This window comes from Bradyrhizobium sp. Leo78 (assembly GCF_059512425.1).
On sequence record NZ_JCAMOT010000015.1, the window covers coordinates 89,250 to 115,638 of the forward strand.

Here is a 26,389-nt window from a genome sequence, read left to right on the forward strand (position 1 = left end):
ACGCTGAAGGTGTGAAGGTGGACATGTCAGAAGGTGCTGCTGAGCGTGCACGTGATCCAGTCCAAGGCCGTGGCTGAAACGCTGCGGCTTTGGCGCGCCTCGACAAAACTCCAGCAGCGATCATTTGCGGCGGTACCGAAGCGCATCGACCAATAGCGAGAACGCCGGCGATGGCTGCCTGCGGCTCGGATAATAGAGGTGATAGCCGGAGAACGGCGGGCACCAGTCCGACAGGACGCGCACAAGCTGGCCGCTCGACAAATACGGCTGCACATGCTGCTCGGTCAGGTAGGCGAGCCCGAAGCCTTTCAAGGCGGCGCTAAGGAGCGCGCCGGCGCCATTGAAGACAAGCTGGCCCTCGACGCGCACATTCACTTCACGCCCGTTCTTCTCGAATTCCCAGGCATAGAGGCTCCCACCATGCGTGGGCAGGCGAAGGTTGATGCAGTTGTGATGGGTCAGATCCTGCGGCGTCCGCGGCCGCTTCCGGTTGGAGAAGTAGGAGGGCGCGCCCACGACCGCCATGCGCAGGTCCGGACCCACACGCACGGCGATCATGTCCTTTGCCACCAATTCGCCCGGCCGAATCCCGGCGTCGTACTGGGCCGCGACGATGTTGGTGAGACCGTAGTCGATCAGCACCTCGACCTTGATATCCGGGTAGTGCGGCAGGATGTTCGCCAGGGCAGGCATCAGGATCGCGTCCGCGGCATGTTCCGTGGCGGTGATCCGGATCGTGCCTGCCGGCTTCTCGCGCAGTTCGCCCAAGGCCGCCAGCTCGACATCCATCTCGTCGAACTTGGGCCCGATCTTCAGGAACAGCCGTTCGCCGGCCTGAGTTGGTGTGACGCTCCGGGTCGTGCGGTTCAGCAAGCGGACACCCAACCGCTCTTCCAGGCCGCGGACGATCTCACTGAGGGTCGGTTGCGAGATTCCGAGCTTTGCCGCCGCCCGGGTGAAACTTCGCTCCCGCGCCACTGCCAGAAAGGCAAGTAGATCGCTCGCGTTCTCGCGGTCCATTTATAGGCCACTCCGATAAATCTGATCGGATTTTATCATCTAATCCTCGAATGCCCAAAGCGCTACGTTCGCCCGCGATCGCTGACCCAGCCATCTGCTACCGAGGAGAGTTCTCCATGAGAGTGCTCGCAGCCGCCGCCGTCTCACTCTGTCTGATGGCGCAGGCTTCGGCCCAGACGTCCGCAACCAATGGAGCAAGAACGATGCCCACGCCCCAAGATCTTCGGGCGGTCGCGCCCGCCCTCGAAAATTACGCGCAAGGCGTTGTGCTTGGCGATCTCTGGAAGAGGCCCGGCCTCTCGGCGCGGGATCGCAGCATCGTGGCCGTCGCAGCCCTGATCGCCCGCGCCCAGACGGTCGAGCTGCCATGCTATCTCGATCTCGCCATCGACAATGGCGTGAAGCCCTCGGAGCTCTCGGAAATCATCACGCATCTGGCGTTCTACACCGGCTGGGCGAATGCAATGAACGCGATCCCGGCTGCGCGCGAGGTCTTCAGGAGCCGCAACATCGGAGCCGATCAGCTCCCGCCGGCGTCCGGACCGCAACTGCCCCTCGACGAGGCTGCGGAGGCGCAGCGGGCGACGCGCGTCGGGCAGCAGTTCGGCGGGATCAGCCCGAGCCTTGTGCAGTACACGACTGACGTGCTGTTCCGCGATCTCTGGCTGAGACCGGGCCTGGCTCCTCGGGACCGCAGCCTCGTCACCGTAAGCGCGCTCGTCGCGACCGGGCAGGTCGCTCAAATCACCTATCACCTGAACCGGGCGATGGATAACGGATTGACGCGGGAAGAGGCCGGAGAGGTTCTCGGTCATCTGGCCTTCTATGCCGGCTGGCCCAATGCGTTCTCCGCGGCGCCCGTGGTCAAGGAAGTGATTGAGAAGCGACCCCGCTAGCACATGATCCGGACGTACTCGCGTCGACGATTGATCGCTAGCAGCGCGGGCTTCGCCCTGACCGTGATCGGCACGGCTGCGGCGGAAAAGTCGACCACCGAGCGAAGGAGTGGAGACATGGATATCGAGATCAAGCGAAATGGGTCGCGGCCCTCCACGAAGGGCTCGCCGGACTGGTTCACCGGTTCGGTCCGCGTCGATCCGTTGTTTCAGGCGCCCGATCCGGCGCGGGTCGGCGCCGGACAGGTCACCTTTGAGCCCGGTGCCCGGACCGCCTGGCACACGCATCCGCTCGGCCAGACATTGATTATCACCTCGGGACTGGGATGGGTGCAGCGCGACGGCGGACCGATCGAGGAGGTGCGGCCGGGCGACGTCGTGTGGTTCCCGCCAGGCCTGAGGCACTGGCACGGAGCGACGCCGACCACTGCAATGACCCACATCGCCATCCAGGAATCGCTCGAGGGCAAGAACGTCGACTGGATGGAGAAGGTCAGCGACGAGCAGTACCGCAAGTGATCGAGCCGCGATTGGATGGAGAGAGCGAATGAAGCCCTACGTCATCTGCCACATGGCAGCGAGCATCGATGGCCGCACGCTTCTCAGCCGTTGGAGTCCTGAGGCCAGCGTGTCGCCAGGGCTGTTCGACCGATTGCACGAAGAGCTCGGAGGCGACGCCTGGCTGGTCGGACGCACAACCGGTCAGGAATATGCCAAGGGCAGCAAGTATCCCTCGTCCACAAAGGATGTCTTCCCGCGCGAGCCCTGGCTCGCGCATCGCGACGCAAAGGCCTACGGCATCGTGCTGGACGCGCATGGGAAGATCGTGTGGGGCCGCTCGGACATCGGCAATGATCCCATCGTCGTCGTGCTGACGGAGGAGGTCTCGGATGCACATTTGGGGGGACTTCGCAGCGAGGGGATCTCCTACGTCTTCGGCGGAAAGCAACAACTCGATCTGCCGCTGACGTTGGACGTCCTGAACCGCGAACTCGGCGTGAAACGTCTGTTGCTGGAAGGCGGCGGCATCACCAACGGTGCCTTCCTGCGAGGAGGGCTCGTCGACGAGGTGAGCCTGATCCTGTTTCCGACGGTAGACGGCGCGAAGGGCGCGCCGGCCGTGTTCGACTCGCTGGAGAAGGAGCAGGGACGATCGGCGCCCGTCCGATCGATGACTCTCGAGAACCATCAGGTGCTCGAGGGCGGCATCATCTGGCTGCGCTACAAGCTGCAGAATGAATGATCCAAGCGCCTGCATCTCAATCGGCCTTGAACGGGCCGCCCGTCCTCTACACAAGCACTAACGGAGGAAGTTCAGTGTATCTGTCTTTCAAGAACCAAGTGGCGCTGATCACAGGCGCTGCATCCGGCATGGGTTTGGCCACCGCCAGAGCTTTCGCGGAGGCCGGCGCGGCCGTCGCGCTCGTCGATGTCCGCGAAGATGCCGTCCGCCGAGCCGCCGATGAGTTGGCGGCGGCCGGCCATAAGGCGATCGGGATTCAATGCAACGTTGCAGATGAAGGTGACGTCGCCGCAGCGGTCGAACGGACCGTATCGGAATTCGGGCGGGTGGATGCCGCGTTCAACAATGCCGGCGTGCAGTCGCCTGCGATCGAGACTGCCGACGTCTCGGGCGAAGAATTCGATCGGGTCAATGCCATCAATTTACGCGGCGTCTGGACCTGTATGAAGCATGAGCTCAACCACATGCGAGAGCAGGGCCGCGGCGCCATCGTCAATTGCTCGTCCATTGGCGGCCTGATAGGTCTGCCAGGGCGTGCGGCTTACCACGCCACCAAACATGGAGTGATTGGGCTGACCAGGAGTGCTGCGCTCGAATATGCAGCGCGCGGCATTCGCATCAACGCGGTGTGCCCAGGCACCATCGACACCCCCATGGTTTCCGAGATGCTCTCCAAAGAACCGGAAGCGATGAAGGAAATCCTGCGGGATCAACCGATCGGTCGGCTTGGTCGCCCCGATGAGATCGCGTCTGCCGTACTCTGGCTGTGCAGCCCCGGCGCAAGCTTCGTGATCGGGCATGCGCTCGTGGTGGATGGCGGGTTTACCGCGCACTGAATACGACCAGCGGAAGACGCTTCACAGACGGTAGGTCCCGGTCACTTCATCGTAATGGTGATGCGGGCCAGGCTGGCCGAGAGCTCCACTCCTAACCTCGGTCCGCTAAGCACCAGGACGACGCCATTCGCATTCTGCAAGCGCACAGCGCCGGCTCCGGCCACGAGAGCACCTCCGGCTCCGACCGCAGTGTAGGTGCCTGCCAGATCGGCGGGATTGTGCAGGTTCTGGGCCTGCCCGACGAACTCATCAATTGACAGCGCAAGCGTCGCGCCAAAACTCGCGCCCGAAACATCGAAGGGATATTTTTTGCCGTGGAATGTCAGCACGCCTGTACCATTGCCGACGGTGGCGATGATTCCGGCCTTGGAGAAGAGGACATGCACGCTGCCAGTGTCCGCCGGTGACGGACTGGTCGTTACCGTCCACGCGGCGAATGCCATCAGGCTGGATGCAATTGCACTGCGAAGGTCGCGCATAAGACCTGGTCCCCGTGTTTTGAACGAGCTGAGGTCGGACTCCGAGCTTGAAACGAGAGACAATCCTGATCACGCGGAAGAACGCTTGAGTTAGATCAACGCGGTCTTTGTCCGCATGAAAATGCGCCGGCTCCGAATCCTAACCTGAGCAGCGGAATCATGCTGAGCGCTGACAGCTTCAGTGCAGGCGACCCTAGCCACGGTTCCATTCGCTGATCGCGCCGAAAGGGCCGCGACGAAAAGCCAGTGGAACGTACAGGGCAGGCCAAGGATTGCCATAATTGGCGTAATTCCTGTTCAGCCGTGGTTCACCCGTCGAGGAATCCAATCGATTGGCATCCGATAGGGGATACGATCATGACGCGCATTCTGCTCGCATTGTTCATCGGCCTGGTGTCATCGATCGCGCTGCCCGCACAGGCGCAAGAGCAGGAGAAGCGGCTCGCGCTGGTGATCGGCAATGGCGCCTACGCGTCCGGCGCGCTGCCGACGGCGGCCAACGATGCGGGCCTCGTGGCGCAGACGCTGCAGGCCGCGGGCTTTGACGTCGTCGGTGCGCGCGACCTCGACGGCGAGACGCTGCGGAAGTCGTTCCGTGAGTTCGTGCAGAAGGTGCAGGAGGCGGGACCGAACACGGTCGCCTTTGTCTATCTCGCCGGCTATGGCGTGCAGCTTACCGGTGAGAATTATTTCATTCCGGTCGATGCGAAGATCGCCCGCGACATCGATGTGCCGGTCGAAGGCCTGCGGCTGTCGGACTACATGCGCCAGCTCTCGGCGCTGCCGGTGAAGGCCAACATCATCGTGCTCGATGGCGCGCGTGCGAATTCCTTCGCCAAGGAGGGGCAGCCGCTCGCCGGCGGCCTCGCGCTGGTCGAGCCCGACGCGAAGATGCTGGTGGCGTTCAATGCCGCACCCGGCACGATCGCGCCCGAGGGACAGCCGCCTTACGGCGCCTACGCGCAGGCGCTCGCGGAGATGATCCGCGCTGGCGGCCTGCGGCTGCCTGAACTGTTCGACCGCGTCCGCCTGCGCGTCAGCGAGATGACCAAGGGCGCGCAGATTCCGTGGAACGCGCAGAAGATCGACACGCCCTTCATGTTCTTCGAACGGCAGCAGGACGCGCCGCCGACCCAGGTCGATGCCAGCGCCCGCGACAAGCCGATCCGCGACTTCGAGGCCAAGGACGCTTATGCCGCGGCGCTCGAGCGCGACACGCTGCAGGGCTACGAGGACTTCCTGCAGGCGTTTCCGAATGATCCGCTCGCCAAGCGGGTGAGGGCGATCGTTGCCGCGCGGCGCGAGGCGATCACCTGGGGTCGGAGCTATCGCACCGATTCGCCGGATGCCTATTGGTCCTATCTCCATCGCTATCCGCGCGGCCCTCATGCGGCCGATGCGCGGCGGCGTCTTACAATCCTTTCGGCGGCGCTGGAGCCGCCGCCGTCCTTTGCGCCGATCGACTACGACGTTGGGCCGCCGCCGCCCGACGAGTTGACGTATGTGGACGACCGGCCGGTGCTCTACTTCGATGATCCGGTGTACGCCTTTGCGCCGCCACCGCCGCCGCCGGTGTTCTTCCTGCCGCCACCGCCGCCGGATTTCGTGGTGCTGGCGCCACCGCCGCCTCCGGTGGATGTGTTCGTGCTGCCTGTTCCGCTGTTCGTGCCGATCCCGGTCTTTGTCCGGCCGCCGATCTATGTTGCGCCGCCGCCGAACAACATCGTGTTCGCCAACATCCACAACACGACGATCATCAACAACGTCATCAACAATCCGAACCCAACTCCGGCGCAGCTCGGCGCGCTCGGAACGAAGTTCAGTGGTGGCGCAGCTCGACCGGCGATAGCGCCATCGCTGCCGCCGGCCGCGGCGCAGCGGGCTAATCTGGTCCAGCCATCGCCGCAGGGCGCCGGTCAGTCGGCGCTGGGCACCAAGTTTGCGCCGCGTGCGCCGACACAAGCCACGCCGGGTGCGGCACCCAACACTCCCGGCGCGAATGCATTGCCAGGCGCCGGAAGGCAGCCATTGCCGCAGGCGCCGCCGCCCGCGACCGCCGCGCAACCTGATGCGGGCACCAAGGCGTCGAGACTGACGTCGCCGCCCGGCACAGCTCCCAACGCGGCTGGCGCCAATGCGCCGGCTGGGACCAAGGGGCGGCCTTCGCCGCAGACCGCGACGGCACCTGCCACGGCCGCGCAGCCGAATGCGACCAGGCCGGGAGCTTCGCCGAGCGCGGCCGCTGCGCCGACTGACACGAAACTCAATCGGAGTGCGCCCGGGCAGCGCCCATCGGCCGCACGGCTGGCGGATGTTCCGAGGGCCGCTGGCGCGCCGCCGTCGCGCCACGCGCCTGCGGCAACCGCATTGGCAAGGCCGACGCCTTCCGTCGCTCCGCCGGCTGCCGCGCATCGCCCGTCACCGCCGCCGGCAGCGGCGCGGACACCGCCGCCCGCGCGTGCGGCGGTCGCACCGCCGCCAGCTCCTGCTCCGCGCGTTGCGGCGCCACCGCCGCGGGCAGCCGCGCCGCCACCGCCGCGGGTCGCATCACCGCCGCCGCAGATGCATCAGGTGCAGCGCGCGGCGCCACCGGCGCGGCCCGCTGCTCCGGCGGGGCGCGGCGGAGCTGCCTGCCCGCCTGGCGGGTGCCCTCAGCATTGACCGGTGTGAAGCGCGGGCCTCGGCGATATCAATCCGACTTGCGCGAGGCGAGGTCGGAGATTGCCCTCATCACGGCATCGCGGACGCCGGGGTCGTACAAGATGTGCCCGGCGCCTTCGACGATGCGGACTTCGGCCTCTCGCCAGCGCGCGGCCAGCGCGAACGAGGTGGCCGGCGGACACAGCAGATCATAGCGGCCCTGCACCAGGATGCCGGGAATTCCTGCAAGCTTGCCAGCTTCGTTCATCAACTGGTCGGGTGCCATGAAGCAGTCATTGGCGAAGTAATGCGCCTCCATGATCGGCGTCGCGGGCAAGGCGCGCGACGAGTTCAGCGAGGCGAGATCGAGCCGTGTCCGGCTGGGCGCGTGGACGGAGAGGATGTGCTCGGTGTCATGCCAGGCGCGCGCGGCCGGGCCGTGCACCGCCGCGTCGGCATCGAGGATGCGGCGCCAATAGGCCTCGAGTGGTTGCTCGCGTTCTTCGGCCGGCAGAACGCTCAGGAAGTCCGCCGACAGCGCGGGATAGAAGCGCGGCAGCGTGTCGAGGAAGGCGCCTTCCAGCTCAGTGCGCGTGCCGAGGAAGGTCGCGCGCAGCACCAAGCCGGTGACGCGATCGGGATGCGCCTCCGCATAGGCCAGCGCGAGCGTCGCGCCCCAGGAGCCGCCGACCACCAGCCAGCGCTCGAAACCGAATTTCTGCCGGATCGCCTCCATGTCCGCGATCAAAAGCGGCAGCGTGTTGGCCTCGCGCTTTCCTTTGGGGCGGCTGCGTCCGGCACCGCGCTGGTCGAACAGCACCGCGTGAAAACGCTCGGGATCGAACAGGCGACGGTGATCCGGCTGGCAGCCGCTGCCGGGGCCGCCATGCAGATAGACCGCAGGCACGCCGCCCTCGCGGCCGACGCTCTCGACATAGATCTCGTGGTCGTCGCCGACGCCTAAGAATTCGGAGGTCAGTGGCGCGAAGGGATCCGTGCGGCGCGATGCTTTGCCCGCCTCGGCGTCAGGCGCCATGGTCGCCTTCCGTCTCCAGCGTGCCGCCGGCGAAATTGCGATAGAGGAAGCGGTTGTTGCCACCGGCCGCCTCGGTCTCCGCGAGCTTGAAGATCTTCTCGTGCATCGGCGACAGCGTGCAGGCCGGATCGGTGTTGCCGGCATCGCCGGTCAGCGCAAAGGCCTGGCAGCGGCAGCCGCCGTAGTCGATCTCGCGGAATTCGCAGGATTTGCACGGCTCGGGCATCCAACCGGTGCCGCGATAGCGGTTGAAGGCTTCCGAGTTCTGCCAGATCCAGGCGATCGAATGGTTCGAGCGCACGGATTCGAACTGGAGCCCGGTGATGCTTTCGGCGGCATGGCACGGCAGCACCTTGCCGGCCGGCGAGATGTTGAAGAACTGCCGGCCCCAGCCGCCCATGCACTTCTTCGGCCGCAGCGCATAATAGTCCGGCACCACATAGTCGATTGCGAGCACGCCCTTCAGCCGGGCCTGCGCCTCCTCGACGATGCGGCTGGTCTCCTCGATCTGCGCGATCGTCGGCATCAAGGCGGCGCGGTTCTTCAGCGCCCAGCCGTAATACTGGACGTTGGCGACCTCGAGCCGGTCGGCGTCGAGATCGACCGCCATCTGGATGATATCGGAAAGCTGGTGCAGGTTCTGGCGGTGCATCACCGCATTGACGGTGAGCGGCAGGTCGCGCTCGCGCGTCCATTTGGCGGCCTGGATCTTCTTCTCGTGCGAATTTTTCAGGCCCGCAACGCGGTCGGCGACAACAGGCTCGTTGCCCTGGAAGCTGATCTGCACGTGGCAGAGGCCGGCATCGGCGAGCGCCGCCAGCTTTTCTTTCGTCAGCAGCACCGCCGACGTAATCAGGTTAGTGTAGAGCCCGACGTCATTAGCATGCTGCACCAGCTCGACGAGATCCTTGCGCGCGGTCGGCTCGCCGCCGGAGAAATGGATCTGCAGCACGCCGAGCTCGACGAGCTCGGTCATCACCTTCTTCCATTCCTCCGTGGTGAGCTCGCTGCCGGCACGGTCGAGCTCGACCGGGTTGGAGCAATAGGGGCATTGCAGCGGGCAGCGGTGCGTCAGCTCTGCGAGCACCGCCAGCGGAATGCCATAGCTCGTCGCCGTCGAGCGGTGCTGCTCCAGCACCGCCAGCCCATCATTCGGCGCGGCCGTTGTCTTGCCGTCGGTGAGAATGTCGCTCATGGCGTCTTCTCCCGTGCTTCGCTCAGAAAACCCTTGTCCGCGAGGTCCTGCAGCATCGCGATCACGTCGGTCGCGATCGCCTCGCGCGGTGCGGCGTATTTCGCCGCGAGCTGATCGACCATGTCGGCGACGCTGCGCTCGCCGTCGCAGAGCTGCAGCACTTCGACCGCGATCTCATCCGGCGCCAGCACGCGTTCCGGCGCCAGGATCACCCAGACCTGCCGTGTCTCGTCGAACTTCAGCTTGGCATGCCGCGGCAATTTCGGCCGGCTTGTCTCGCTGACGTTGATGTTGCGGCCCGCCATCGAAGAATTCCTCTAGCTCGCCGTCGGCACGAAAGCGCCGGGCGGGATGTGGCCGTCGACATAGGCATGATAGAGCGCATCGAGCTGCACCCACAGCACGTTGGTCTTGAAGATCAGCGCATTGCAGACCGCCTCGCGCTCCGCCTGTGTCGTGGCGTGCTTCTTGACATAGTCGAGTGCAAAGCCGGCATCGCGCGGCGCCTGCTGCAGGCGGCGTTTGAAGTAGCTCATGATATCAGGATTGACGAAGTTGTAGTGCTGCAGCATCCCCGAGATGCGCTCTTCGTGCAGGTTCGGCGCGAACAACTCCGTCAGCGAGGAGGCGATCGCCTCCAGCGGCGTGCGGTCGCGGCAGAAATGCACATAGGCTTCCACCGCAAAGCGCGTCGCCGGCAGGATGCCTTCGGTCGATTCGACATAGGCACTGTCGAGGCCGAGGCCTTCGGTCAGCTTCAGCCAGCGCTCGATCCCGCCTTCGCTGTCGACATCACCGTCATGATCCTCGATGCGATGGCGCCACTCGATGCGGGTCATGCGGTCGCGGAAGCGCGAGATCACGACCGCGTCCTTGATCGGGATCGTGCTCTGGTAATAGTAGCGGTTCAGCGCCCAGGCCTGCACCTGGCCCTTGTTCAATTTGCCGCCGTGCAACAGTTTGTGGAATGGATGCAGGTTGTGATAGCGCGTCGCGCCGATATGGCGCAGCACGGCTTCCAGCTCCGCGGCGCTATCGAGCGACACGCCCTTGCCGATCGAATAGGCGGTCATCGCTTGGAGTGAAGGTCCTTGGGGTAAAGGTGCATTCAAAGCTCTATCTCCGTTCCATCGGCAGGGATCTGCCAGCCGGCCCGCTCGGCCATCTTCCGCTCGGGAGAGTCCTTCAACAGGGCCGGGTTGGAGTTGTTGATATGCAGGAACAGTTTTCGGCCGATGGCAAGCCCCGCGAGGCTCTCGATCGCGCCGTGACTGCCTGACATCGCAATATGTCCCATCCCCTGACCGGTCTTGTTGCCGAGTCCCGCCGCGATCAGCTCGTCGTCGCGCCACACCGTGCCATCGAAGAACACCAGCGGCGCTCCTGCAAGCCGAGATTTCAGATCATCGGTCACGCGCGCGCAGGCGGCGAGAAAGTAGAAATATTTGCCGCTGGCCTTTTCCGCAATGCGCAGGCCCAACGTGTCGCCTGCGCCGTCATTGCCGGCCGGATGTGCCTTGCCCTCGAGATACCACGCGCCCTTGCCGGGAACCTCGAACGGCAGCACTTCGAGGCCGGAAGCCGAGCCGTCGGGCAAGGTTGGCTCGAATGCGTGGTCCACGGCCATCGGCCGGCGCTTCACGTTCTTCTCGCTCAGCACGTCGAATACGCTGTTGGACTTCAGGATCGCCAGCACCCGCTGGTGCGCGTAGATGGTAAAGGGCGAGCCTTCGCGCATCGACAATAGTCCCGCAATGGCGTCGATCTCGCCATTGGTGAGGATGACGCCGGCGATCGGACTATGGCGAAGCTCGCCGCGCTTTGGGTGCAATTGCGGCGTTGCGGTCACTTGCTGGCGCAGGTCGGGCGAGGCGTTGATCAGGAACCAGTGCGCGCCGTCGGCGCTGACCGCGATCGAAGCCTGGGTGCCCTGCAGGTCCGCCGCCTCGCTTCTTGCCGTGGTGCAAATCGGGCAGCCGCAGTTCCACTGCGGAACACCACCGCCGGCCGCCGCGCCCAGGACGACGACGCGAAGCATGATCCGTCTCCTGCGAAAACCTGACACGTAGGAACAAACGAGCCAGGGACACAACAAAGCGAACCCGGGCGTCAACACACATTCCCTTTGGGAAGGTCGGACGCCCGCAAGTCCAGCAACGTATTAACGCTAAGGTCGTCGCGCCCGCTTACTTGCGGGTTGCGCACATATACATGTTGATTTCCATGCCGACGGACACTTCGACGATCTTTGGTGCTTTCCAGGCCATCAGGTTCTCCTGTTTATGATCCGGGCGTATTTCGTCCCGGGCGATAAAGTAATGCGGGCGAAAAAGTTCGCCAGTTAAATTTTGACGTGCTGCGCTGCATCAGTCATGCTGCATCGCACTGGATCATGACCAGATTAGACGGAATCAGATCATGATCTCATCTCTTTGTTTGATCATGATCTCCGCGCAAACGCTTCGCGTTTGTCGCGAGGGAAGACCGGTTTCCACTTTTCCGGATCATGTTCTAGGAATTCACGCAGTTGTGCGAGAGCCGCAAGTCAAATCATACGTTTCGTTGTTGTTCGCATTGCGATCAATGGCGATTCTGAGTTTCACGGAGGTCCCATCGCAGGGGGTCTCAACCGGAGTGTCTGCCGCCGATGCCGCGCTATTTCTTCAACACCCGTATCGGCGATGAGCTGATCTCCGACCCCGAGGGCGAAATCCTGCGGGATCCCGATCGCGCCTGGGAGATGGCGCGCGCCATGATTCGGGAACTGCTGCGGACCGAAGGCGCCGACGCCACGCTGTTGAATGCCGTCATCGAGGTGACCGACGACGAGGGCGATATCGTGCTCGAATTTCCATTCTCGGAGGCAATCATCGGTCCGCCGGATACGGGCTCGGTCACGAAACATTGAAGGTCTGCACGGTCGTTCTGCGCTAGATCGCTCCCCCGCCTCGATTCCGACCATGTTCCGGATTGCATCCGTGGACGAATGTCGGAAACTGCCACTCAGGAAGCCACGCCGGCATGCGCAGGATGCTGCACATGCGAGGACCAACAGGCTTTCGCATCTGGGGAGAACCACAGCGATGAACAATCTGACCACGCCGCGCAGCCTTGTTCGCGGCTTTTTCTTGGCCGGCGCTTTCTTCGGCGCATTCACGCTTGCCGCCTATGCCCAGCAGCCCGCCAGTCCGCCCGCCGCCGGCGCGGCACCCGCTGCAGCGCAGCCGCTGCCCCCGGGCTCGCCCCTGATCGGGCGTCCGGAGAACGAGGCGGCCGCCAAGCTTGCCCCGGTCGCGCCGCCGCCGCTGGCGGCCGCGCCCGACAAATTGCCGCTTGCCAAGCTGAAGGTGCCGGCCGGCTTCAACGTCGAGGTCTACGCCGCCGGCATGGCAAATGCGCGGTCGCTGGCGCAGAGCGACAAAGGCACGGTGTTCGTCGGCAGCCGCCTGGTCGACAAGGTCTATGCCATCGTCAACAAGGACGGCAAACGCCAGGTGAAGGTGATCGCCTCCGGCCTCTATCGCCCGAACGGCGTCGCCTTCAAGGACGGCACGCTCTACATCGCGGAGCTCTCGAAGATCTCCAAGATCGAGAAGATCGACGATGTCATCGACAGTCCGCCGAAGCCGACGGTGATCTATGACAATCTGCCGAAGGACGAGGCCCATGGCTGGAAGTTCATCGCCATCGGCCCGGACAACAAGCTCTATGTCCCGGTCGGCCAGCCCGGCAACAACGTGCTGCACGACGATGCGCATGGCCAGATCCGGCGCATCAATCTCGATGGCTCGGGTGCGGAAGTCTATGCGGTCGGCGTGCGCAACACGGTCGGCTTCGACTGGAATCCGGAGACCAAGCACCTCTACTTCACCGACAACGGCCGCGACTGGCTGTCCGAGACGGTGCCGGAGGATGAGCTCAACCGCGTGACCAAGGCCGGCGAGGATTTCGGCGCGCCGTTCTGCTACCAGGGCAACATCATCGACCAGGAGCTCGGCTGGGGCAAATCCTGCAGCGACTATACCCCGCCGGTCGGCCTGATGGGCCCGCACACCGCTTCGCTCGGCATGCGCTTCTACACCGGCAACATGTTCCCGAAAGCCTACAAGAACGCGATCTTCGTCGCGCGTCACGGCTCCTGGAACAAGTCGAAGAAGGAGGGCGGCGACGTCGTCGTGGTCAAGCTCGACAAGGACGGCAAGGTGAAGTCGGTCGAGCCGTTCCTCACCGGCTTCCTCGAGGATAACAAATATGTCGGCCGTCCCGTCGACGTGATGCAGTTGAAGGACGGTTCGCTGCTCGTCTCCGACGATTGGAACGGCGCCGTCTACCGCATCAGCTACGGCAAGCAGAAGGTCGCGGGGCAGTAGGTCGTACTCTCCGTCATTGCAAGCGAAGCGACTTGTCCGCCGTAGCTCAAAGAGCGAAGGCGGAAGCAATCCATGCCTCCGCAAGTGGCGAAGTGGATTGCTTCGTCGCGTCGCTCCTCGCAATGACGAGCGCCAGGAAAGATCGATGTACAAAAAAATAGTCGCCGCGCTCGCCCTCGCATCCATCACCTTCGCCGCCAGAGCTGAGACCATTCAGGAGCGCGCCGCGCCCTGTCTTGCCTGCCACGGCGAGCGGGGCACGTCCGAGACCGAGAACACGCCTTCGCTCGGCGCCCAGCAAGCGGCTTACGTGCTGATCCAGCTCTTCATGTTCCGCGAGAAGCTGCGCGCGTTCGACACCATGAACGAGATGGCGAAGGATCTGTCCGACGACGACCTCCGCACCTTTTCCGACTTTATCGCCACCCTGCCGAAGCCGGCATCGCCCGCCGAGGCCGGCGATTCCGCCCGCATGGCGCGCGGCCAGGCGCTCGCGCATCAATATCTCTGCAACAACTGCCACAGGCCGGATTTCTCCGGCAATGATAACGTCCCGCGCATCGCCAACCAGCGCGAGGACTATCTCAATAAGACGCTCAGCGAATACAAGGACAACACCCGCCACGGCTATGACGGCACCATGGCCGACGTGATGCAGCCTGTGACGAAGGAACAGATCGCCGAACTGGCCTACTACATCGCCCACTACCGCTAAAACGCGCTGTTCGGGTGAGTGGGGTCCGAGATTACGTCCGCGATCGTCATTCCGGGGCGATGCGATAGCATCGAGCCCGGAATCCATTTCTCCGCTCGCAACTGCGGCCCGATGGATTCCGGGCTCGCGCTCCGCGCGCCCCGGAATGACGGCGTCACCGTTTTTCGCGGAGACCCCCCTCATCCTTGCGCTGGCCACGTCAGCACGGTGACGCTAAAACACGCCCGTCGCAACGGAGTCGGCAATGGAAGAACTTTGGCGCCTGTCGGCCGCGGATCTGGCCGGCCTGATCAAATCGAAAAAGGTTTCGGCGAGGGAGGCGGCGACTGCCGCCCTGGCGCGGCTGGACGCGGTCAATCCCAGGCTCAATGCCGTGGTCGACCACAGGCCTGCGGACGTGCTGGCGCAGGCGGACGCCATCGATGCCGCGATCGGCCGCGGCGAGGAGGTCGGCGCGCTCGGCGGCGTCCCTGTCACGATCAAGGTCAATGTCGACCAGGAAGGGTTTGCCACCACCAACGGCTTGACGCTGCAGCGCGACGTGATCGCGAAGGCCGACAATCCCGTGGTGGAGAATTTGCGCAAGGCGGGCGCCGTCCTGCTCGGCCGCACCAACTGCCCGGCCTTCTCCTATCGCTGGTTCACCACCAACCTGATCCATGGCGACACCAAGAACCCCCGCGATCCGAACCTTACGCCAGGCGGCTCGTCCGGCGGCGCGGGGTCGGCGGTGGCGGCCGGCATCGGGCATATCGCGCATGGCACCGATATCGCGGGCTCGATCCGCTATCCGGCCTATGCCTGCGGCGTGCATGGCCTGCGGCCGACCATGGGTCGCATCCCCGCCTTTAACGCGGCGCTGCCGGAGCGGCCGATCGGCCCGCAGATCAGCGCGGTCTCGGGACCGCTGGCGCGCACCGTTGGCGATCTGCGCATCGCGCTCGCGGCGATGTCGGCCCGTGATATCAGAGATCCCTGGTGGATGCCGGTGCCGCTGGAGGGACCTTCCGTGCCGAAGCGCGTCGCGATGTGCCTCGATCCCGACGGTCTCAATCCGGTCGCCGAGGTGAAGGCTGCGGTGGCGGACGCCGGCAAGCGGCTGGAGCGTGCCGGCTGGACCGTCGAGGAGATCACGGCAACGCCGCCGCTGCGCGAAGCCGCCGACCTTCAGACAAAACTCTGGCTCGGCGATGGCTATGAGGCGCAGCTCGCCGCTGCCGAGCGCGAGGGCGATCCCGGCGCGCTGGCCTGCCTGCGCGGCAACCGCGCCAAGGTGCATCCATTCGATCTTTCGAAGGCGCTGACGCGCCGGGCGACATTGACGCGCGAATGGCTGGCGTTCTTCGAGCAATACGCGGTGCTGCTGATGCCAGTCTCCGGCGAATTGCCGTTCCCCGATCAACTCGACTGCAAGGACGATGCCTCCTTTGCCCGGGTCTGGCACGCGCAACTGCCGCAGATCGCCATTCCCTTCATGGGCCTGCCGGGGCTGGTTGTGAGCACAGGATTGGTCGGCTGCATTCCCGTCGGCGTCCAACTGGTCTCTGGCCGCTATCGCGAAGATCTCTGCCTTGCCGCGGGCGAGGCAATCGAAGCCGGCGGCACGCCGTCCGCGGTCATTGATCCTGCAGGCTGAGCGAAGAATCGAACATGACGATCTTAGGTCGAAGTGACGACGGCGCTTCTCCCTCTCCCCGTTCTTACGGGGAGAGGGTCGGGGTGAGGGGCTTTCTCCGCGATCACGGTGACAGTTGTACTCGTGGAGGCTCCCCCTCACCCGAAATTCAAGCGCTGCTTGAATTTCGACCTCTGCCCGCAAGCGGGGCGAGGTAAAGCCAATGCCAAGCGTCTACGATTTCACGGCCCGCTCGCTGGTCGGAGATGAAGTGCCCCTGAAGCGGTTCGAGGGGCAGGTGCTGCTCATCGTCAACACCGCCAGCGCGTGCGGCTTCACGCCGCAATACAAGGGCCTGCAGGAGCTCTATCTGGGGCTCTCGCCGCGCGGCTTTTCCGTGCTCGGCTTTCCCTGTAACCAGTTCGGCGCGCAGGAACCGGGCGATGAAAGACAGATCGCGGAGTTCTGCGAAACCAACTACGCGGTGACGTTCCCGATGTTTGCCAAGATCGAGGTGAATGGCGCGAATGCGCATCCGTTGTACAACTACTTGAAGAACGAGAAATCGGGCCTGCTCGGCCCGTCGATCAAATGGAATTTCACCAAATTCCTGGTCGACCGATCGGGCGGGGTGGTGGCGCGCCATGCGCCCACCGCGCGGCCCGAAGGACTGAAGACTGCAATCGAGGCCCTGCTATGAGCGAGAACAACGAAACCACCCACGACGAGCTGCCGGACCGCCTGTCGGTCGATCCGAACAGCCCATACTACAACGCGGATATCCTGGCGCGCGACGTCGGCATCCGCTTCAAGGGCGTCGAAAAGACCAATGTCGAGGAGTATTGCGTCAGCGAAGGCTGGGTGCGCGTCACCGCCGGCAACGCCAAGGACCGCTATGGAAATCCGCTGACCATCAAGGTCCACGGCCCGGTCGAGCCGTATTTCCGCGATAAGCCGAAGTCGTAACATCTGAAGCGCAAGTAGTTCACTCCGTCATGGCCGGGCTTGTCCCGGCCATCCACGTCTTTTCCGCCGCGAGCAAAAACGTGGATGCCCGGGACAAGCCCGGGCATGACGAGAAACCCAAAGGCCAAACACACATGTCCGTCCGCATCATCGACGTTCGCGAAGTGACAAAGCCGATCGCCTCGCCGATCCGCAACGCCTATATCGATTTCAGCAAGATGACGACGAGCCTGGTTGCCGTCGTCACCGACGTCGTGCGCGACGGCAAGCGCGTGGTTGGTTATGGCTTCAACTCGAACGGCCGCTACGGGCAGGGCGGCCTGATCCGCGAGCGCTTTGCGCCGCGGCTGCTCGAGGCCGATCCGAAGACGCTGCTTGATGCGAGCGGCGACAATCTCGATCCGGACAAGGTCTGGTCGACCATGATGTCGAACGAGAAGCCCGGCGGCCACGGCGAGCGCTCGGTGGCGGTCGGCACCATCGACATGGCGGTGTGGGATGCGGTTGCGAAGATCGCGAACAAGCCGCTGTTCCGCCTGCTCGCCGAGCGGGATGGCCTCAAGGCCAATCCGCGCGTCTTCGTCTATGCCGCCGGCGGCTACTATTATCCCGGCAAGGATCTCTCCGCGCTGCGTGCGGAGATGCGTGGCTATCTCGACCGCGGCTACAATGTCGTGAAGATGAAGATCGGCGGCGCGCCTTTAACCGAAGACAGCGAGCGGATCGAGGCCGTGCTGAAGGAGATCGGCAAGGACGCGCAGCTCGCGGTCGATGCCAACGGCCGTTTCGATCTGGAGACCGCGATCGCGTATGCAAAAATGCTGCGGGACTACCCGCTGTTCTGGTACGAGGAAGCGGGCGATCCCCTCGACTTCGCGCTGCAGGCCGCGCTCGCGGAATTCTATCCCGCGCCGATGGCGACCGGCGAGAACCTGTTCAGCCATCAGGATGCGCGCAATCTCGTCCGCTATGGCAGCATGCGGCCGGACCGTGATTGGCTGCAGTTCGACTGCGCGCTGTCCTACGGCCTCTGCGAATATCAGCGCACGCTGCAAGTGCTGAAGACCCACGGCTGGTCGCCAAGCCGCTGCATCCCGCATGGCGGCCACCAGATGTCGCTGAACATTGCCGCCGGCCTCGGCCTCGGCGGTAATGAGAGCTACCCCGATCTGTTCCAGCCCTATGGCGGCTTCCCCGACGGCGTGCGCGTCGAGAATGGCCACATCACCATGCCCGATCTTCCCGGCATCGGATTCGAGGGCAAGAGCGATCTCTACAAGGAGATGAAGGCGCTCGCGGAGTAAGCCACGCTCGCGCCATTGAATCTCCGCCGTCATTCCGGGGCGTCCGAAGGACGAACCCGGAATCCATTGGGCCGCATGCGCAAGCAGTGAAATGGATTCCGGGCTCGATGCTTCGCATCGCCCCGGAATGACGGGGGGACGCATCGCGCAATCCTTTCCTCCGTCATGGCCGGGCTTGACCCGGCCATCCACGTTGTCGCGGGCGCGTGGAAGGACGTGGATGCCCGGGTCAAGCCCGGGCATGACGGCGTCGTATCATTCGCGCGATTTTCCTTAAGCCGATCAACGTGATTTGCTCTGTCCAGCCCTCGCGCAAAAAACATTCCGCTTCCGTCGTCGGGCAAATCAGTGATTTAACTCCGCGCGTCTCACCCGAATGAGGGGCGGCTCGCGATCGTCACGAACGTTGCGGTGAGATGCGGTGGACGCGGGTGCTGTGAACGACGAGCGCAGCTATCCGTGGACGGCGAAGTCGTGTGGTTCTGGCGCCCCGACGCTGGCGCTAAGCTCGCGAGCAGCAAGAGCTGCCGCGGGTGACGGTGGCAAGAAAGCCCGGTCACCGGGAAGAGCACGAAGTAAGCCGTAACACCATCGCGCAGGGAAAGCCGGAATGCTTCGGTTGAACCTGTGGTCCTACCCCCGTGCTTTTTGTTGCACGGGACCCACGGGTGCAACCAGCACCCGGCTTTCCCTGCGCCCTCTGTTCAATGAGAGGGTGGAACGAGATGCAAAGCTCGGGCGCAATGCGCCGCGAGAATGCGAACTGCTGTTTCCTCGCACTCCATCGTCATGCCCGCGAAAGCGGCATCCAGTATCCGGCGGCCTCTCGGCTCAAGCTCTGCTGTCTCTGGAATACTGGATCGTCCGGTCAAGCCGGACGATGACAGCAGAGAGCTGTTTGACAATTGAATCAGAATTCTCCGCCCGTCATTGCGAGCGCAGCGAAGCAATCCATCGCGCCGCTTGTGGAGACATGGATTGCTTCGCTGCGCTCGCAATGACGTGGAGAGAGCGTGCCGATTGCCCACCCCACACAGTGATGGCGCTCACGCTAATGCTTCGCCCGTCACGACAGCCGCATCTCGAGCAGCCGGCGGCCTTCGCCCTTGAGCAGCTTCTTCACGGCGCTGGAAGCGATCACCTCGCCGTTGTTGGCGTAGGCTTCGTGGTTCTTCTCGATATCGTCGAGGCGATAGAGATAATTGACCATGATGCCGGCGGATTCGCGCAAGCCTTTCGGCGAGAGGTCGCCGAGCCAATTGATGCGCTCCAGCCGCGCGCCGTTGCCGAGGTGGAAGCGCGCCACCGAATCGATCAGCCGTCCCTTCGGCGTTCGCGCTTTCAGGAAATAATAGGCGGCGAGCGGCTCCAGCACGGTCCGGAGCTGCGCGGCCAGTTCGGCAATGTCGAACCAGTCGGGCTTGCCGAGCCCTTCGAGCAGCAGCCGATCCTCGTCGGAGAGCGGGGCGTCGCTCGCCTGCCTCAGCCATTGCACGAAGCCCGGCACCGGCGACAGCGTCACGAAGGTGTCGAGCTTCAGCAATTCGCGGCGCAATTCCTCGACCACCTGCTTGATCAGGAAACTGCCGAAGGAGATGCCGCCGAGCCCGCGCTGGGTGTTCGAGATCGAATAGAACACGGCGGTGCGGGCGCGCTCGATCGGCACCGGCTCGCGCTGCTCGGCGAGCAGAGGTGCGATCGCGCCGGGGATCGTCTCGGTCAGCGCGACCTCGACGAAGATCAGCGGTTCGTCGTTCAGCGCCGGATGGAAGAACGCGTAGCAACGGCGATCGATGGGATCGATGCGGCGGCGCAAGTCGTTCCAGTCGCGGATCTCATGCACCGCCTCGTAGCGAATGATCTTCTCCAGAATATTGGCCGGTGTCGACCAGTCTATCCTGCGCAGCACGAGAAATCCCCTGTTGAACCAAGAAGAGAGCAGATGGGTGACGTCGCGGTCGAGCGACTCCAGGTCCTTGTTGCCCTTCATCAAGTTGAGCAGATCGGCGCGCATCGACACCAGTTCGCTGGTGCCGCCCGGCGCGCGGTTGAGCCGGCGGATCAGTTCCTGCCGGCGCGGCTCGGAGGCGAAATGCAAATCGCTGGCTTCACCGTCGTCGGAACCCTTGCGCCAGGCCTCGATCGCCTGCATCAGCTTGGCGCGGTCAGGCCCGAAATCCCGGGAGAGCGTCTGGAAAAACGCCAGCCGCCCCGCGGCGTCGAGATGGTGATAGCGGTCGAGCACCTCGCGCGCCATCGCAGTGCCGGAGGCTTCGCCACGGCCCGAGAGCAGCGCCTCGCACAATTCAAGAAGCTCGGAGGCGTCCTGCTTCGTTTCCAACGAATTGCCTCGCCGGAGCAGCGTGCGGCCGCGCTCGGAAATCGTTGCCAGCAGGTCGGAGAAAAAGGCATTGGCCATGGGAGGGATCGAATCCGATTACACCGAACCTTACATAGGATTTAGGTTCCTGCCGACTATACTCAAGAACACCATTTTGTCATGACTTGCCAATGAAGTCTCGCGTTCATTCCTTGCCCGCAAACTCCGTCGGCGTCTTGCCGGTCACCTGGCGGAACGCATGGGAGAACGCCGGAACGCTGGCATAACCGAGGTCGGAGGCGATCTGCTTGATCGACACATTAGATTCTGTCGACAACCGTTCGATTGCGGCTGCGATGCGGGCGCGCTGGCACCAGCTCTTGAAACTGAGCTGCGTCTCCGACGAGAACAGGCGCGACAAGGTTCGCGCCGACGTGCCGACCTCGCGTGCCAGCGTCTCGATTTCATATTGGGCGGTTGGATTGGCGAGGACGATGCTGGCGGCGCGCCGGCAGCGCGGTTCCTGCGGCAGCGGAATGAAGGTCGCGGAATCCTCGGCCTGGTCCAGTTCCAGCATGACCAGTTGCAGCAGAAGCGCAGTCCGCTCGTGATCGTCCCGTCTGTCGAACAGCGCCAGGATGGTCTGATGCAAGAGCGGCGATATCCGCACGACGAATTCGGCACCGAGGCTGTTGCCGCGCGCGTTGCGCTTCAGCCACGGCAATTCGAAATACAGCGTCCGCATCTGGATGTCGGCGAGCACGTCGATCGAATGCTCCATCAAGGCCGGCACCCACACCGCGCGGTCCGGCGGCACCAGCCAGCGGCCCTTCGGCGTCGTCACCTGCATCGTGCCTTCGGCGGCGTAGACCAGTTGCGACTCGCGGTGGATGTGGGTGTCGAGCCGCACGCCGCGCCGGTAGTGACGCGCGACCAGATGCACGCCGTCGCCGGTGGCGCGTTGGCCCCGCAAGATCGCGGCAATTGGCGTTTCGGCGACAGTCATTGGCGACATCCCGTCAGGACAACTCCCTATAACCTAGTTCCGGAAGCAAGAGGATTCCCCAAAGGGACATCTAAGGGGACATCTCAAGAGGACTTCTAAAGGGATCGAAACAGGATCAACGCATGAACAGCCCCAGCCGGGTGATCACCTACGTCAACGCCGCCCATTTCATTGACCATTATTCGATGCTGATCTTCGCCGCCGCCGTCATCGTGATGGGGCCGGCGCTCGGCATGGCCTATTCGGAATTGCTGCCATACGCCACCCCGGGCTTCATCGCCTTCGGCGCCGGCTCGCTGCTGACAGGCTGGCTCGGCGACCGCTGGAGCCGCCGCCATATGATGGTGATCTTCTTCATCGGCATCGGGCTGTCCATGATTTCGGTCGGCTTCGTGCAGACCCCGCTGCAGCTTGGTGCGGCGCTGCTGGCGATCGGCGTGTTCGCCTCGATCTACCATCCGGTCGGCACTGCCATGATCGTGTCCTATGCCGACAAGCTCGGCCGCGAGATGGGGCTGAACGGGGTCTGGGGTAATCTCGGCGTCGCCTCCTCGGCGCTGGTCACCGGCGTGATCGGCCAGTATCTCGGTTGGCGCTTTGCCTTCATCATTCCCGGCATCGTCACCGTGCTGCTCGGCATCGCCTTCGCGCTGACCGTGGTGCATGAGGATCGCAAGGGCAGCAAGCAGGCCGCAGCCCAGGCGCGCGTCGCGAAGAAGGAGATGTGGCGCGTGATCCTGTCGCTCCTGATCGTGGTGATCGCGATCTCCACCACCTTCAACGCGGTGACGGTGGCGCTGCCGAAACTGTTCGCCGAACGGCTCGCCGACCTGACCAGGAGCCCGGCGCTGCTCGGCGTGATCGCAGCCTGCGTCTATGTGTTCGGCGCGATGACGCAGTACACGATCGGCAAATTGCTCGACCACCATTCGCTCAAGACGGTGGCGCTGCCGCTGTCCTTCATGCTGGCGCCGTTCCTCTATCTGGCAGCGACGCTGTCGGACCTGCCGCTGATCCTGGTGTCGATCGGCATCGTGATGGGCGCGTTCGGCCAGGTCACGGTCAACGATGCCATGGTCGGCAAATACACCAGCGAGGAATGGCGGTCGCGCGCCTATGCGGTGCGCTATTTCGTCGGCTTTACCGCGGCCGGCGCCTCGGTCGGACTGGTCGCCTGGCTTTATGAGCAGGGCGGGTTCGTCACCATGTTGCGCGCGTTCGCCGCGCTCTGTCTATTGGCGATCGCAGCGGCTATTATCCTGCCCAATGAGATCAGGACGCCGGCGCCGCAGGCGAACTGAGGCCGGGGATATTTCGTCGCGGACACGCAAGGTTGATCGTTATGTGAACTGCATCACTTCATGCGTTGCACAATATCTGGCAAACTTGTTCGGGGTAAGGAGTGTGATAGGCTCTTTATGGGTAGACCTTTAGGTTTCGGGGGCTGAGGCTAATTGCGCCTCAACGCTGTATTTGCGGTTTTTGGAGCCCAACCGATCCATGGGTGAGATTCGCGACTTCAAGTCGGGCAGGCACGAGCGGCCGCCGGGTGATCCGACGCCGCGGCGCCTTGCCGCGATCGTCGCAGGCGACATCGCCGGCTACAGCCGTCTGATGCAGCTCGATGAGGAGGGCACGCACAACCGCGTCAAGCGGATCGAGCGCGACCTGATCGAGCCGACCATCGTCGAGCATCACGGCAAGCTGGTGAAGACGACCGGCGACGGCTTCATTGCGATGTTCGACAGTCCGGTCGAAGCCGTCAGGTGCAGCATCGTGATCCAGCAGAACCTGGTCGGCCGCAACGCGGCGGTACCGAGGGACTACTGGATCGAGTACCGGATCGGCGTCAATCTCGGCGACGTCATCATCGAGCCCGACGACATCTATGGCGACGGCGTCAACGTTGCCTCGCGCCTTGAAGGGATCGCCGAGCCGGGGCAGGTCTTCATTTCCGGCGGCATCTACGAGCAGATCAAGCACAAGCTGGTGTGCGGTTACGAGTCGCTCGGCGACCGCAAAGTCAAGAACATCACCGACCCGGTGCGGGTCTATCGCGTGCTGCCGGATGCCGCGGCCTTCCAGCGGACGCGCCGGCGGCGCGAGAACGTCCTGATCTTTCTGCTCAGCATCACGCTCGCGATCATCGCCGGCGGCATCCTCTGGTCCTTGCTGATACCGCGGAGCGAAAAGCTGGCGGTGCGAACCCCGGCGCCAGCGGCATCACCGTCGCCCGCGGCATCGCCGAAGGCGGCCGAGCCGGCGCCCGCCACGAAACAGGCGGCAGCTCCCGCTGCCAGTCCCACGGCGCAACCGCAGCCGCCGCAGCCCTCCGCTAGCCCGGCCGTGACGGCGGTCGCGCCCCCGACGCCGCCCACGCCGTCCGTGCGGGAGCCCGAGATGGTCGCGCTTCAGGGCGGCAGCTTCTCGATGGGCAGCAATGACGACGCGTCGGAGCGGCCGATCCGAAGGGTGACGGTCAAGCCATTCGCCATCGCCAAATATCCGGTCACGGTCCGCGAATGGAACGCGTGCGCCGCCGCCAAGGTGTGCGGCTTCACGGCGACCGGAAAGGACGAGGCGCCGGTCACGAATGTGAGCTGGAGCGATGCCAAGCAATACGTCACCTGGCTCGCGGACGTCACGAAGAAGGCCTATCGGCTTCCGAGCGAAGCCGAATGGGAGTTTGCCGCCCGCGGCGGAACGCAGACCAGATATTGGTGGGGCGAGCAGATGCAGCCGGGCATGGCCAGTTGCAAGGATTGCGGCGACAGCACCGCCGCCGAGCAGCCGACCAAGGTCGGTAACTTCAAGTCCAATCCGTTCGGCCTGCATGACATGGGCGGCGGGGTCGACCAGTGGGTCGAGGATTGCTGGCACAAGAATTATCAGGGTGCCCCGGCTGATGGTTCTCCCTGGCTTGGCGGAGACTGCACATCCCATGTGCTCCGCTCCGGCTCCTGGAAGAATGACACGCGTTATGTGCGACCGGCCAATCGGGATAACTACGACACCAACGTTCGATATCCGACCCATGGCTTCCGGGTCGCGCTGTCGCCTTAAAGTATTTGGATCGGGGAGGGGGGCAATGAGAGTTGCGCGTACACTTCTGATTTCTGCGGTCCTGTCGTCGCTTACGAACGTTGCGCACGCGCAGGATAAACCTGCACCGAAGGATGCGGTCCTGTATTTTGTCTGGCCGCAGAATGGCGCGACCATCAAGGGCGCATTCTGGGCCCGCTTCGGCCTGCGCAACATGGGCGTGACCCATGCCGGCGACGACTATGCGAACGCCGGTCATCACCATCTGCTGATCGACGTCAACGAGCCGCTCAATCCGAACGAGCCGATCCCATCGGACAAGTCCCACCTGCATTTCGGTGCCGGCCAGACCGAGGCGCGTATCGAGCTGCCCCCCGGCAAACATACCTTGCAGCTCGTGCTCGGCGACGCCAAGCACTATCCGTTTAAGCCGCCGGTCGTGTCGGAGAAGATCACGATCCGCGTCAGATGAATTTGTAGTGTCGGCCGGCTTCCGAAAACTGGCGGTTGCCTGTTTCCCCATCATGCGGTTTGTTGCTGCAACAGCCGGGCAACAGCCTCGGCGTGGAGGAAGCCGATGCCCAGTCAATTGCCCCTTATCGCAGGCCTTGTTGTCGCGGTTGCCATGATGGCCGTACCCGCCAGTGCCGACGCGCTGAAGGACGAGATCGCGCCGACCGGCAAGCTCCGCGTCGCGATTGCGATCAGTCCGGCGGGCGGTGCGTTCTGGTGCACCAAGGCCGAAACCGGCTATGCCGGCGTGCCGGTCGATCTCGGCAAGGCAATGGCCACGCAGCTCGGCGTACCCGTTGAATATGTCGTGCACCAGAATTCTGGACAGATCACCGATGCGGCATCGAAGGGCACCTGGGACGTCACCTTCCTGCCCAAGGATCCAGAGCGCGAAACCAAGATGATGTTCGGCCCGATTTATGAGGTCGCGGACGCCACCTACATCGTCAGGCCGGGCTCGGCGGTGACGAATTTCGCCAGCCTCGACCAGCCGGGCGTCAAGGTCGCCGCCGTCAACAACACCACCACCATGCGGGGTGCGATCGCGCACCTGAAGAACGCCAAGGTGACGGGCTATCAGACCTATGACGAGATCTTCAATCTCCTGAAGAGCGGCGAGGTCGACGCGTTCGCACTCTCGCGCGACCAGCTCAATGCGATGGCGAAGAAGATTCCGGGCACCCGGGTGCTGGACGAAACCTTCAAGCAGACGGTGACTGCGGTCGCGGTCCCGCTGAATCATCCGCTGTCGGCGACTTTTGCGACCAAGTTCATGACGGAAGCGACTGCCAACGGCACGCTCCGCAAAGCCTATGACAATAACGGGCTGAAGGACGCGCCGATCCGGACGCAGGCCAAATAGGCGCCCAGTCCTCAGTGTGCGTGCCGTATAGGCAGCGTGCCCAAATCAGCGGCACGGCTTCACCAGGGCGGCGCAGCGACAACTGCCTAAAGCCCTGCAATTCCCGGCCGTTCTCCACCGATCGGCGAGCACCGCTGTTGGCACATCGATTGCTTTTGGATGTACCAGTCAATGACGACTGCCGTCCTTCGGATTGCCTAGGCCAGCGTTGGCTGAAGGTGCAGGGATCAAAGCGACCTTATTCGCACGCGCCGAGCAGTCGTTAAAGACGCCACCCCATATCCCTGTTCCAACTGGGCTCCGCCAACCGCAGCGTCGCAGCAGGAATTGT

General features: G+C 63.9%; 26 protein-coding genes. 16 read left to right on the forward strand and 10 right to left on the reverse strand.

All coding sequences use genetic code 11. The features are described from left to right. Nucleotides 1–120: 120 nt before the first annotated feature. The gene (locus tag AC5ZG1_RS20190; protein WP_496133861.1) at nt 121–1,020 is read right to left on the reverse strand and encodes a LysR family transcriptional regulator; all 900 of its coding nucleotides are present in this window, start codon (nt 1,018–1,020) and stop codon (nt 121–123) included. 116 nt (nt 1,021–1,136) lie between these two features. On the opposite strand from AC5ZG1_RS20190, the gene AC5ZG1_RS20195 reads away from it, so the two are divergent. From AC5ZG1_RS20195 to AC5ZG1_RS20210, 4 genes are all read left to right on the forward strand, one after another. Continuing rightward, entirely contained in the window at nt 1,137–1,916 is a 780-nt protein-coding gene (locus AC5ZG1_RS20195) for a carboxymuconolactone decarboxylase family protein (protein WP_496133862.1), read from the forward strand. Between the two features lie 123 nt (nt 1,917–2,039). Then, entirely contained in the window at nt 2,040–2,435 is a 396-nt protein-coding gene (locus tag AC5ZG1_RS20200; RefSeq protein WP_496133907.1) for a (R)-mandelonitrile lyase, read from the forward strand. A 28-nt stretch (nt 2,436–2,463) separates the two neighbouring features. Next, nucleotides 2,464–3,159 carry a RibD family protein gene (locus AC5ZG1_RS20205; protein ID WP_496133863.1) on the forward strand — a complete coding sequence of 232 codons (696 nt, stop codon included), beginning with the start codon at nt 2,464–2,466 and terminating at the stop codon, nt 3,157–3,159. Between the two features lie 74 nt (nt 3,160–3,233). After that, nucleotides 3,234–3,995, forward strand: a complete 762-nt coding sequence (locus AC5ZG1_RS20210) for an SDR family NAD(P)-dependent oxidoreductase (protein ID WP_496133864.1) — start codon at nt 3,234–3,236, stop codon at nt 3,993–3,995. 41 nt (nt 3,996–4,036) lie between these two features. Here AC5ZG1_RS20210 and AC5ZG1_RS20215 read toward each other — a convergent pair whose 3' ends face one another. Continuing rightward, on the reverse strand, nt 4,037–4,474 hold the full coding sequence (locus tag AC5ZG1_RS20215) for a hypothetical protein (RefSeq protein WP_456642035.1): 438 nt from the start codon (nt 4,472–4,474) through the stop codon (nt 4,037–4,039). Between the two features lie 357 nt (nt 4,475–4,831). Between AC5ZG1_RS20215 and AC5ZG1_RS20220 the strand changes: the two genes are divergently transcribed. Beyond that, nucleotides 4,832–7,135 carry a caspase family protein gene (locus AC5ZG1_RS20220; RefSeq protein WP_496133865.1) on the forward strand — a complete coding sequence of 768 codons (2,304 nt, stop codon included), beginning with the start codon at nt 4,832–4,834 and terminating at the stop codon, nt 7,133–7,135. A gap of 28 nt (nt 7,136–7,163) precedes the next feature. Here the strand turns inward: AC5ZG1_RS20220 and pip are convergent, their stop codons facing one another. From pip to pqqA, 6 genes are all read right to left on the reverse strand, one after another. Then, a complete protein-coding gene (gene pip / locus AC5ZG1_RS20225; RefSeq protein WP_496133866.1) occupies nt 7,164–8,150 on the reverse strand; it encodes a prolyl aminopeptidase in 987 nt (328 codons plus the stop codon). Then, nucleotides 8,140–9,345, reverse strand: coding sequence for a pyrroloquinoline quinone biosynthesis protein PqqE (gene pqqE, locus AC5ZG1_RS20230; RefSeq protein ID WP_496133867.1), 1,206 nt, complete (start codon nt 9,343–9,345; stop codon nt 8,140–8,142). The genes pip and pqqE overlap by 11 nt, the downstream gene beginning before the upstream one ends. Beyond that, nucleotides 9,342–9,650 (reverse strand): pyrroloquinoline quinone biosynthesis peptide chaperone PqqD, encoded by a 309-nt coding sequence (gene pqqD / locus AC5ZG1_RS20235; RefSeq protein ID WP_130231453.1) that lies wholly within the window; start codon nt 9,648–9,650, stop codon nt 9,342–9,344. Before pqqD ends, pqqE begins: the two co-directional genes overlap by 4 nt. A 12-nt stretch (nt 9,651–9,662) precedes the next feature. Next, nucleotides 9,663–10,418, reverse strand: a complete 756-nt coding sequence (gene pqqC, locus AC5ZG1_RS20240) for a pyrroloquinoline-quinone synthase PqqC (protein WP_028166079.1) — start codon at nt 10,416–10,418, stop codon at nt 9,663–9,665. A 35-nt stretch (nt 10,419–10,453) separates the two neighbouring features. Then, nucleotides 10,454–11,383 (reverse strand): pyrroloquinoline quinone biosynthesis protein PqqB, encoded by a 930-nt coding sequence (gene pqqB, locus AC5ZG1_RS20245; protein WP_496133868.1) that lies wholly within the window; start codon nt 11,381–11,383, stop codon nt 10,454–10,456. A 148-nt stretch (nt 11,384–11,531) separates the two neighbouring features. Continuing rightward, entirely contained in the window at nt 11,532–11,612 is an 81-nt protein-coding gene (gene pqqA / locus AC5ZG1_RS20250; protein WP_035635412.1) for a pyrroloquinoline quinone precursor peptide PqqA, read from the reverse strand. 380 nt (nt 11,613–11,992) lie between these two features. Here pqqA and AC5ZG1_RS20255 point away from each other — a divergent pair, with 380 nt between their 5' ends. From AC5ZG1_RS20255 to AC5ZG1_RS20285, 7 genes are all read left to right on the forward strand, one after another. After that, nucleotides 11,993–12,253: a DUF6894 family protein gene (locus tag AC5ZG1_RS20255; RefSeq protein ID WP_028166081.1), complete on the forward strand. Its 261-nt coding sequence runs from the start codon at nt 11,993–11,995 to the stop codon at nt 12,251–12,253. A gap of 175 nt (nt 12,254–12,428) precedes the next feature. Beyond that, the gene (locus tag AC5ZG1_RS20260) at nt 12,429–13,715 is read left to right on the forward strand and encodes a PQQ-dependent sugar dehydrogenase (protein WP_456642029.1); all 1,287 of its coding nucleotides are present in this window, start codon (nt 12,429–12,431) and stop codon (nt 13,713–13,715) included. Nucleotides 13,716–13,860: 145 nt separating this feature from the next. After that, nucleotides 13,861–14,430 carry a c-type cytochrome gene (locus tag AC5ZG1_RS20265; protein WP_456642028.1) on the forward strand — a complete coding sequence of 190 codons (570 nt, stop codon included), beginning with the start codon at nt 13,861–13,863 and terminating at the stop codon, nt 14,428–14,430. Nucleotides 14,431–14,674: 244 nt separating this feature from the next. Next, nucleotides 14,675–16,066: an amidase family protein gene (locus AC5ZG1_RS20270; protein ID WP_456642027.1), complete on the forward strand. Its 1,392-nt coding sequence runs from the start codon at nt 14,675–14,677 to the stop codon at nt 16,064–16,066. A gap of 202 nt (nt 16,067–16,268) precedes the next feature. After that, complete coding sequence (locus AC5ZG1_RS20275; RefSeq protein ID WP_456644751.1) at nt 16,269–16,745, forward strand: glutathione peroxidase; 477 nt, start codon at nt 16,269–16,271, stop codon at nt 16,743–16,745. Further along, complete coding sequence (locus AC5ZG1_RS20280) at nt 16,742–17,011, forward strand: DUF3297 family protein (RefSeq protein ID WP_028166086.1); 270 nt, start codon at nt 16,742–16,744, stop codon at nt 17,009–17,011. The genes AC5ZG1_RS20275 and AC5ZG1_RS20280 overlap by 4 nt, the downstream gene beginning before the upstream one ends. A gap of 134 nt (nt 17,012–17,145) precedes the next feature. Beyond that, nucleotides 17,146–18,315: a mandelate racemase/muconate lactonizing enzyme family protein gene (locus AC5ZG1_RS20285; protein ID WP_496133869.1), complete on the forward strand. Its 1,170-nt coding sequence runs from the start codon at nt 17,146–17,148 to the stop codon at nt 18,313–18,315. A 1,066-nt stretch (nt 18,316–19,381) separates the two neighbouring features. Here the strand turns inward: AC5ZG1_RS20285 and AC5ZG1_RS20290 are convergent. Further along, entirely contained in the window at nt 19,382–20,734 is a 1,353-nt protein-coding gene (locus tag AC5ZG1_RS20290; protein WP_496133870.1) for a malonyl-CoA decarboxylase, read from the reverse strand. A 106-nt stretch (nt 20,735–20,840) separates the two neighbouring features. After that, on the reverse strand, nt 20,841–21,641 hold the full coding sequence (locus AC5ZG1_RS20295; RefSeq protein ID WP_456644752.1) for an AraC family transcriptional regulator: 801 nt from the start codon (nt 21,639–21,641) through the stop codon (nt 20,841–20,843). A gap of 122 nt (nt 21,642–21,763) precedes the next feature. On the opposite strand from AC5ZG1_RS20295, the gene AC5ZG1_RS20300 reads away from it, so the two are divergent. From AC5ZG1_RS20300 to AC5ZG1_RS20315, 4 genes are all read left to right on the forward strand, one after another. Beyond that, entirely contained in the window at nt 21,764–22,942 is a 1,179-nt protein-coding gene (locus AC5ZG1_RS20300) for an MFS transporter (protein WP_496133871.1), read from the forward strand. Between the two features lie 199 nt (nt 22,943–23,141). Continuing rightward, the gene (locus tag AC5ZG1_RS20305; RefSeq protein ID WP_496133872.1) at nt 23,142–24,704 is read left to right on the forward strand and encodes an SUMF1/EgtB/PvdO family nonheme iron enzyme; all 1,563 of its coding nucleotides are present in this window, start codon (nt 23,142–23,144) and stop codon (nt 24,702–24,704) included. A gap of 25 nt (nt 24,705–24,729) precedes the next feature. Continuing rightward, nucleotides 24,730–25,155: a DUF4399 domain-containing protein gene (locus AC5ZG1_RS20310; protein ID WP_130228171.1), complete on the forward strand. Its 426-nt coding sequence runs from the start codon at nt 24,730–24,732 to the stop codon at nt 25,153–25,155. A gap of 105 nt (nt 25,156–25,260) precedes the next feature. Then, nucleotides 25,261–26,058, forward strand: a complete 798-nt coding sequence (locus AC5ZG1_RS20315) for an ABC transporter substrate-binding protein (RefSeq protein ID WP_496133873.1) — start codon at nt 25,261–25,263, stop codon at nt 26,056–26,058. Nucleotides 26,059–26,389: the final 331 nt, after the last annotated feature.

What these genes read in the sequence shown, in the direction of transcription:
- AC5ZG1_RS20190 (WP_496133861.1), bottom strand. Translation starts at nt 1,020, where the DNA reads ATGGACCGCGAGAACGCGAGCGATCTACTTGCCTTTCTGGCAGTGGCG.
- AC5ZG1_RS20195 (WP_496133862.1), top strand. Translation starts at nt 1,137, where the DNA reads ATGAGAGTGCTCGCAGCCGCCGCCGTCTCACTCTGTCTGATGGCGCAG.
- AC5ZG1_RS20205 (WP_496133863.1), top strand. Translation starts at nt 2,464, where the DNA reads ATGAAGCCCTACGTCATCTGCCACATGGCAGCGAGCATCGATGGCCGC.
- AC5ZG1_RS20215 (WP_456642035.1), bottom strand. Translation starts at nt 4,474, where the DNA reads ATGCGCGACCTTCGCAGTGCAATTGCATCCAGCCTGATGGCATTCGCC.
- AC5ZG1_RS20220 (WP_496133865.1), top strand. Translation starts at nt 4,832, where the DNA reads ATGACGCGCATTCTGCTCGCATTGTTCATCGGCCTGGTGTCATCGATC.
- pip (WP_496133866.1), bottom strand. Translation starts at nt 8,150, where the DNA reads ATGGCGCCTGACGCCGAGGCGGGCAAAGCATCGCGCCGCACGGATCCC.
- pqqE (WP_496133867.1), bottom strand. Translation starts at nt 9,345, where the DNA reads ATGAGCGACATTCTCACCGACGGCAAGACAACGGCCGCGCCGAATGAT.
- pqqD (WP_130231453.1), bottom strand. Translation starts at nt 9,650, where the DNA reads ATGGCGGGCCGCAACATCAACGTCAGCGAGACAAGCCGGCCGAAATTG.
- pqqC (WP_028166079.1), bottom strand. Translation starts at nt 10,418, where the DNA reads ATGACCGCCTATTCGATCGGCAAGGGCGTGTCGCTCGATAGCGCCGCG.
- pqqB (WP_496133868.1), bottom strand. Translation starts at nt 11,383, where the DNA reads ATGCTTCGCGTCGTCGTCCTGGGCGCGGCGGCCGGCGGTGGTGTTCCG.
- pqqA (WP_035635412.1), bottom strand. Translation starts at nt 11,612, where the DNA reads ATGGCCTGGAAAGCACCAAAGATCGTCGAAGTGTCCGTCGGCATGGAA.
- AC5ZG1_RS20255 (WP_028166081.1), top strand. Translation starts at nt 11,993, where the DNA reads ATGCCGCGCTATTTCTTCAACACCCGTATCGGCGATGAGCTGATCTCC.
- AC5ZG1_RS20260 (WP_456642029.1), top strand. Translation starts at nt 12,429, where the DNA reads ATGAACAATCTGACCACGCCGCGCAGCCTTGTTCGCGGCTTTTTCTTG.
- AC5ZG1_RS20265 (WP_456642028.1), top strand. Translation starts at nt 13,861, where the DNA reads ATGTACAAAAAAATAGTCGCCGCGCTCGCCCTCGCATCCATCACCTTC.
- AC5ZG1_RS20270 (WP_456642027.1), top strand. Translation starts at nt 14,675, where the DNA reads ATGGAAGAACTTTGGCGCCTGTCGGCCGCGGATCTGGCCGGCCTGATC.
- AC5ZG1_RS20275 (WP_456644751.1), top strand. Translation starts at nt 16,269, where the DNA reads ATGCCAAGCGTCTACGATTTCACGGCCCGCTCGCTGGTCGGAGATGAA.
- AC5ZG1_RS20280 (WP_028166086.1), top strand. Translation starts at nt 16,742, where the DNA reads ATGAGCGAGAACAACGAAACCACCCACGACGAGCTGCCGGACCGCCTG.
- AC5ZG1_RS20285 (WP_496133869.1), top strand. Translation starts at nt 17,146, where the DNA reads ATGTCCGTCCGCATCATCGACGTTCGCGAAGTGACAAAGCCGATCGCC.
- AC5ZG1_RS20290 (WP_496133870.1), bottom strand. Translation starts at nt 20,734, where the DNA reads ATGGCCAATGCCTTTTTCTCCGACCTGCTGGCAACGATTTCCGAGCGC.
- AC5ZG1_RS20295 (WP_456644752.1), bottom strand. Translation starts at nt 21,641, where the DNA reads ATGACTGTCGCCGAAACGCCAATTGCCGCGATCTTGCGGGGCCAACGC.
- AC5ZG1_RS20300 (WP_496133871.1), top strand. Translation starts at nt 21,764, where the DNA reads ATGAACAGCCCCAGCCGGGTGATCACCTACGTCAACGCCGCCCATTTC.
- AC5ZG1_RS20305 (WP_496133872.1), top strand. Translation starts at nt 23,142, where the DNA reads ATGGGTGAGATTCGCGACTTCAAGTCGGGCAGGCACGAGCGGCCGCCG.
- AC5ZG1_RS20310 (WP_130228171.1), top strand. Translation starts at nt 24,730, where the DNA reads ATGAGAGTTGCGCGTACACTTCTGATTTCTGCGGTCCTGTCGTCGCTT.
- AC5ZG1_RS20315 (WP_496133873.1), top strand. Translation starts at nt 25,261, where the DNA reads ATGCCCAGTCAATTGCCCCTTATCGCAGGCCTTGTTGTCGCGGTTGCC.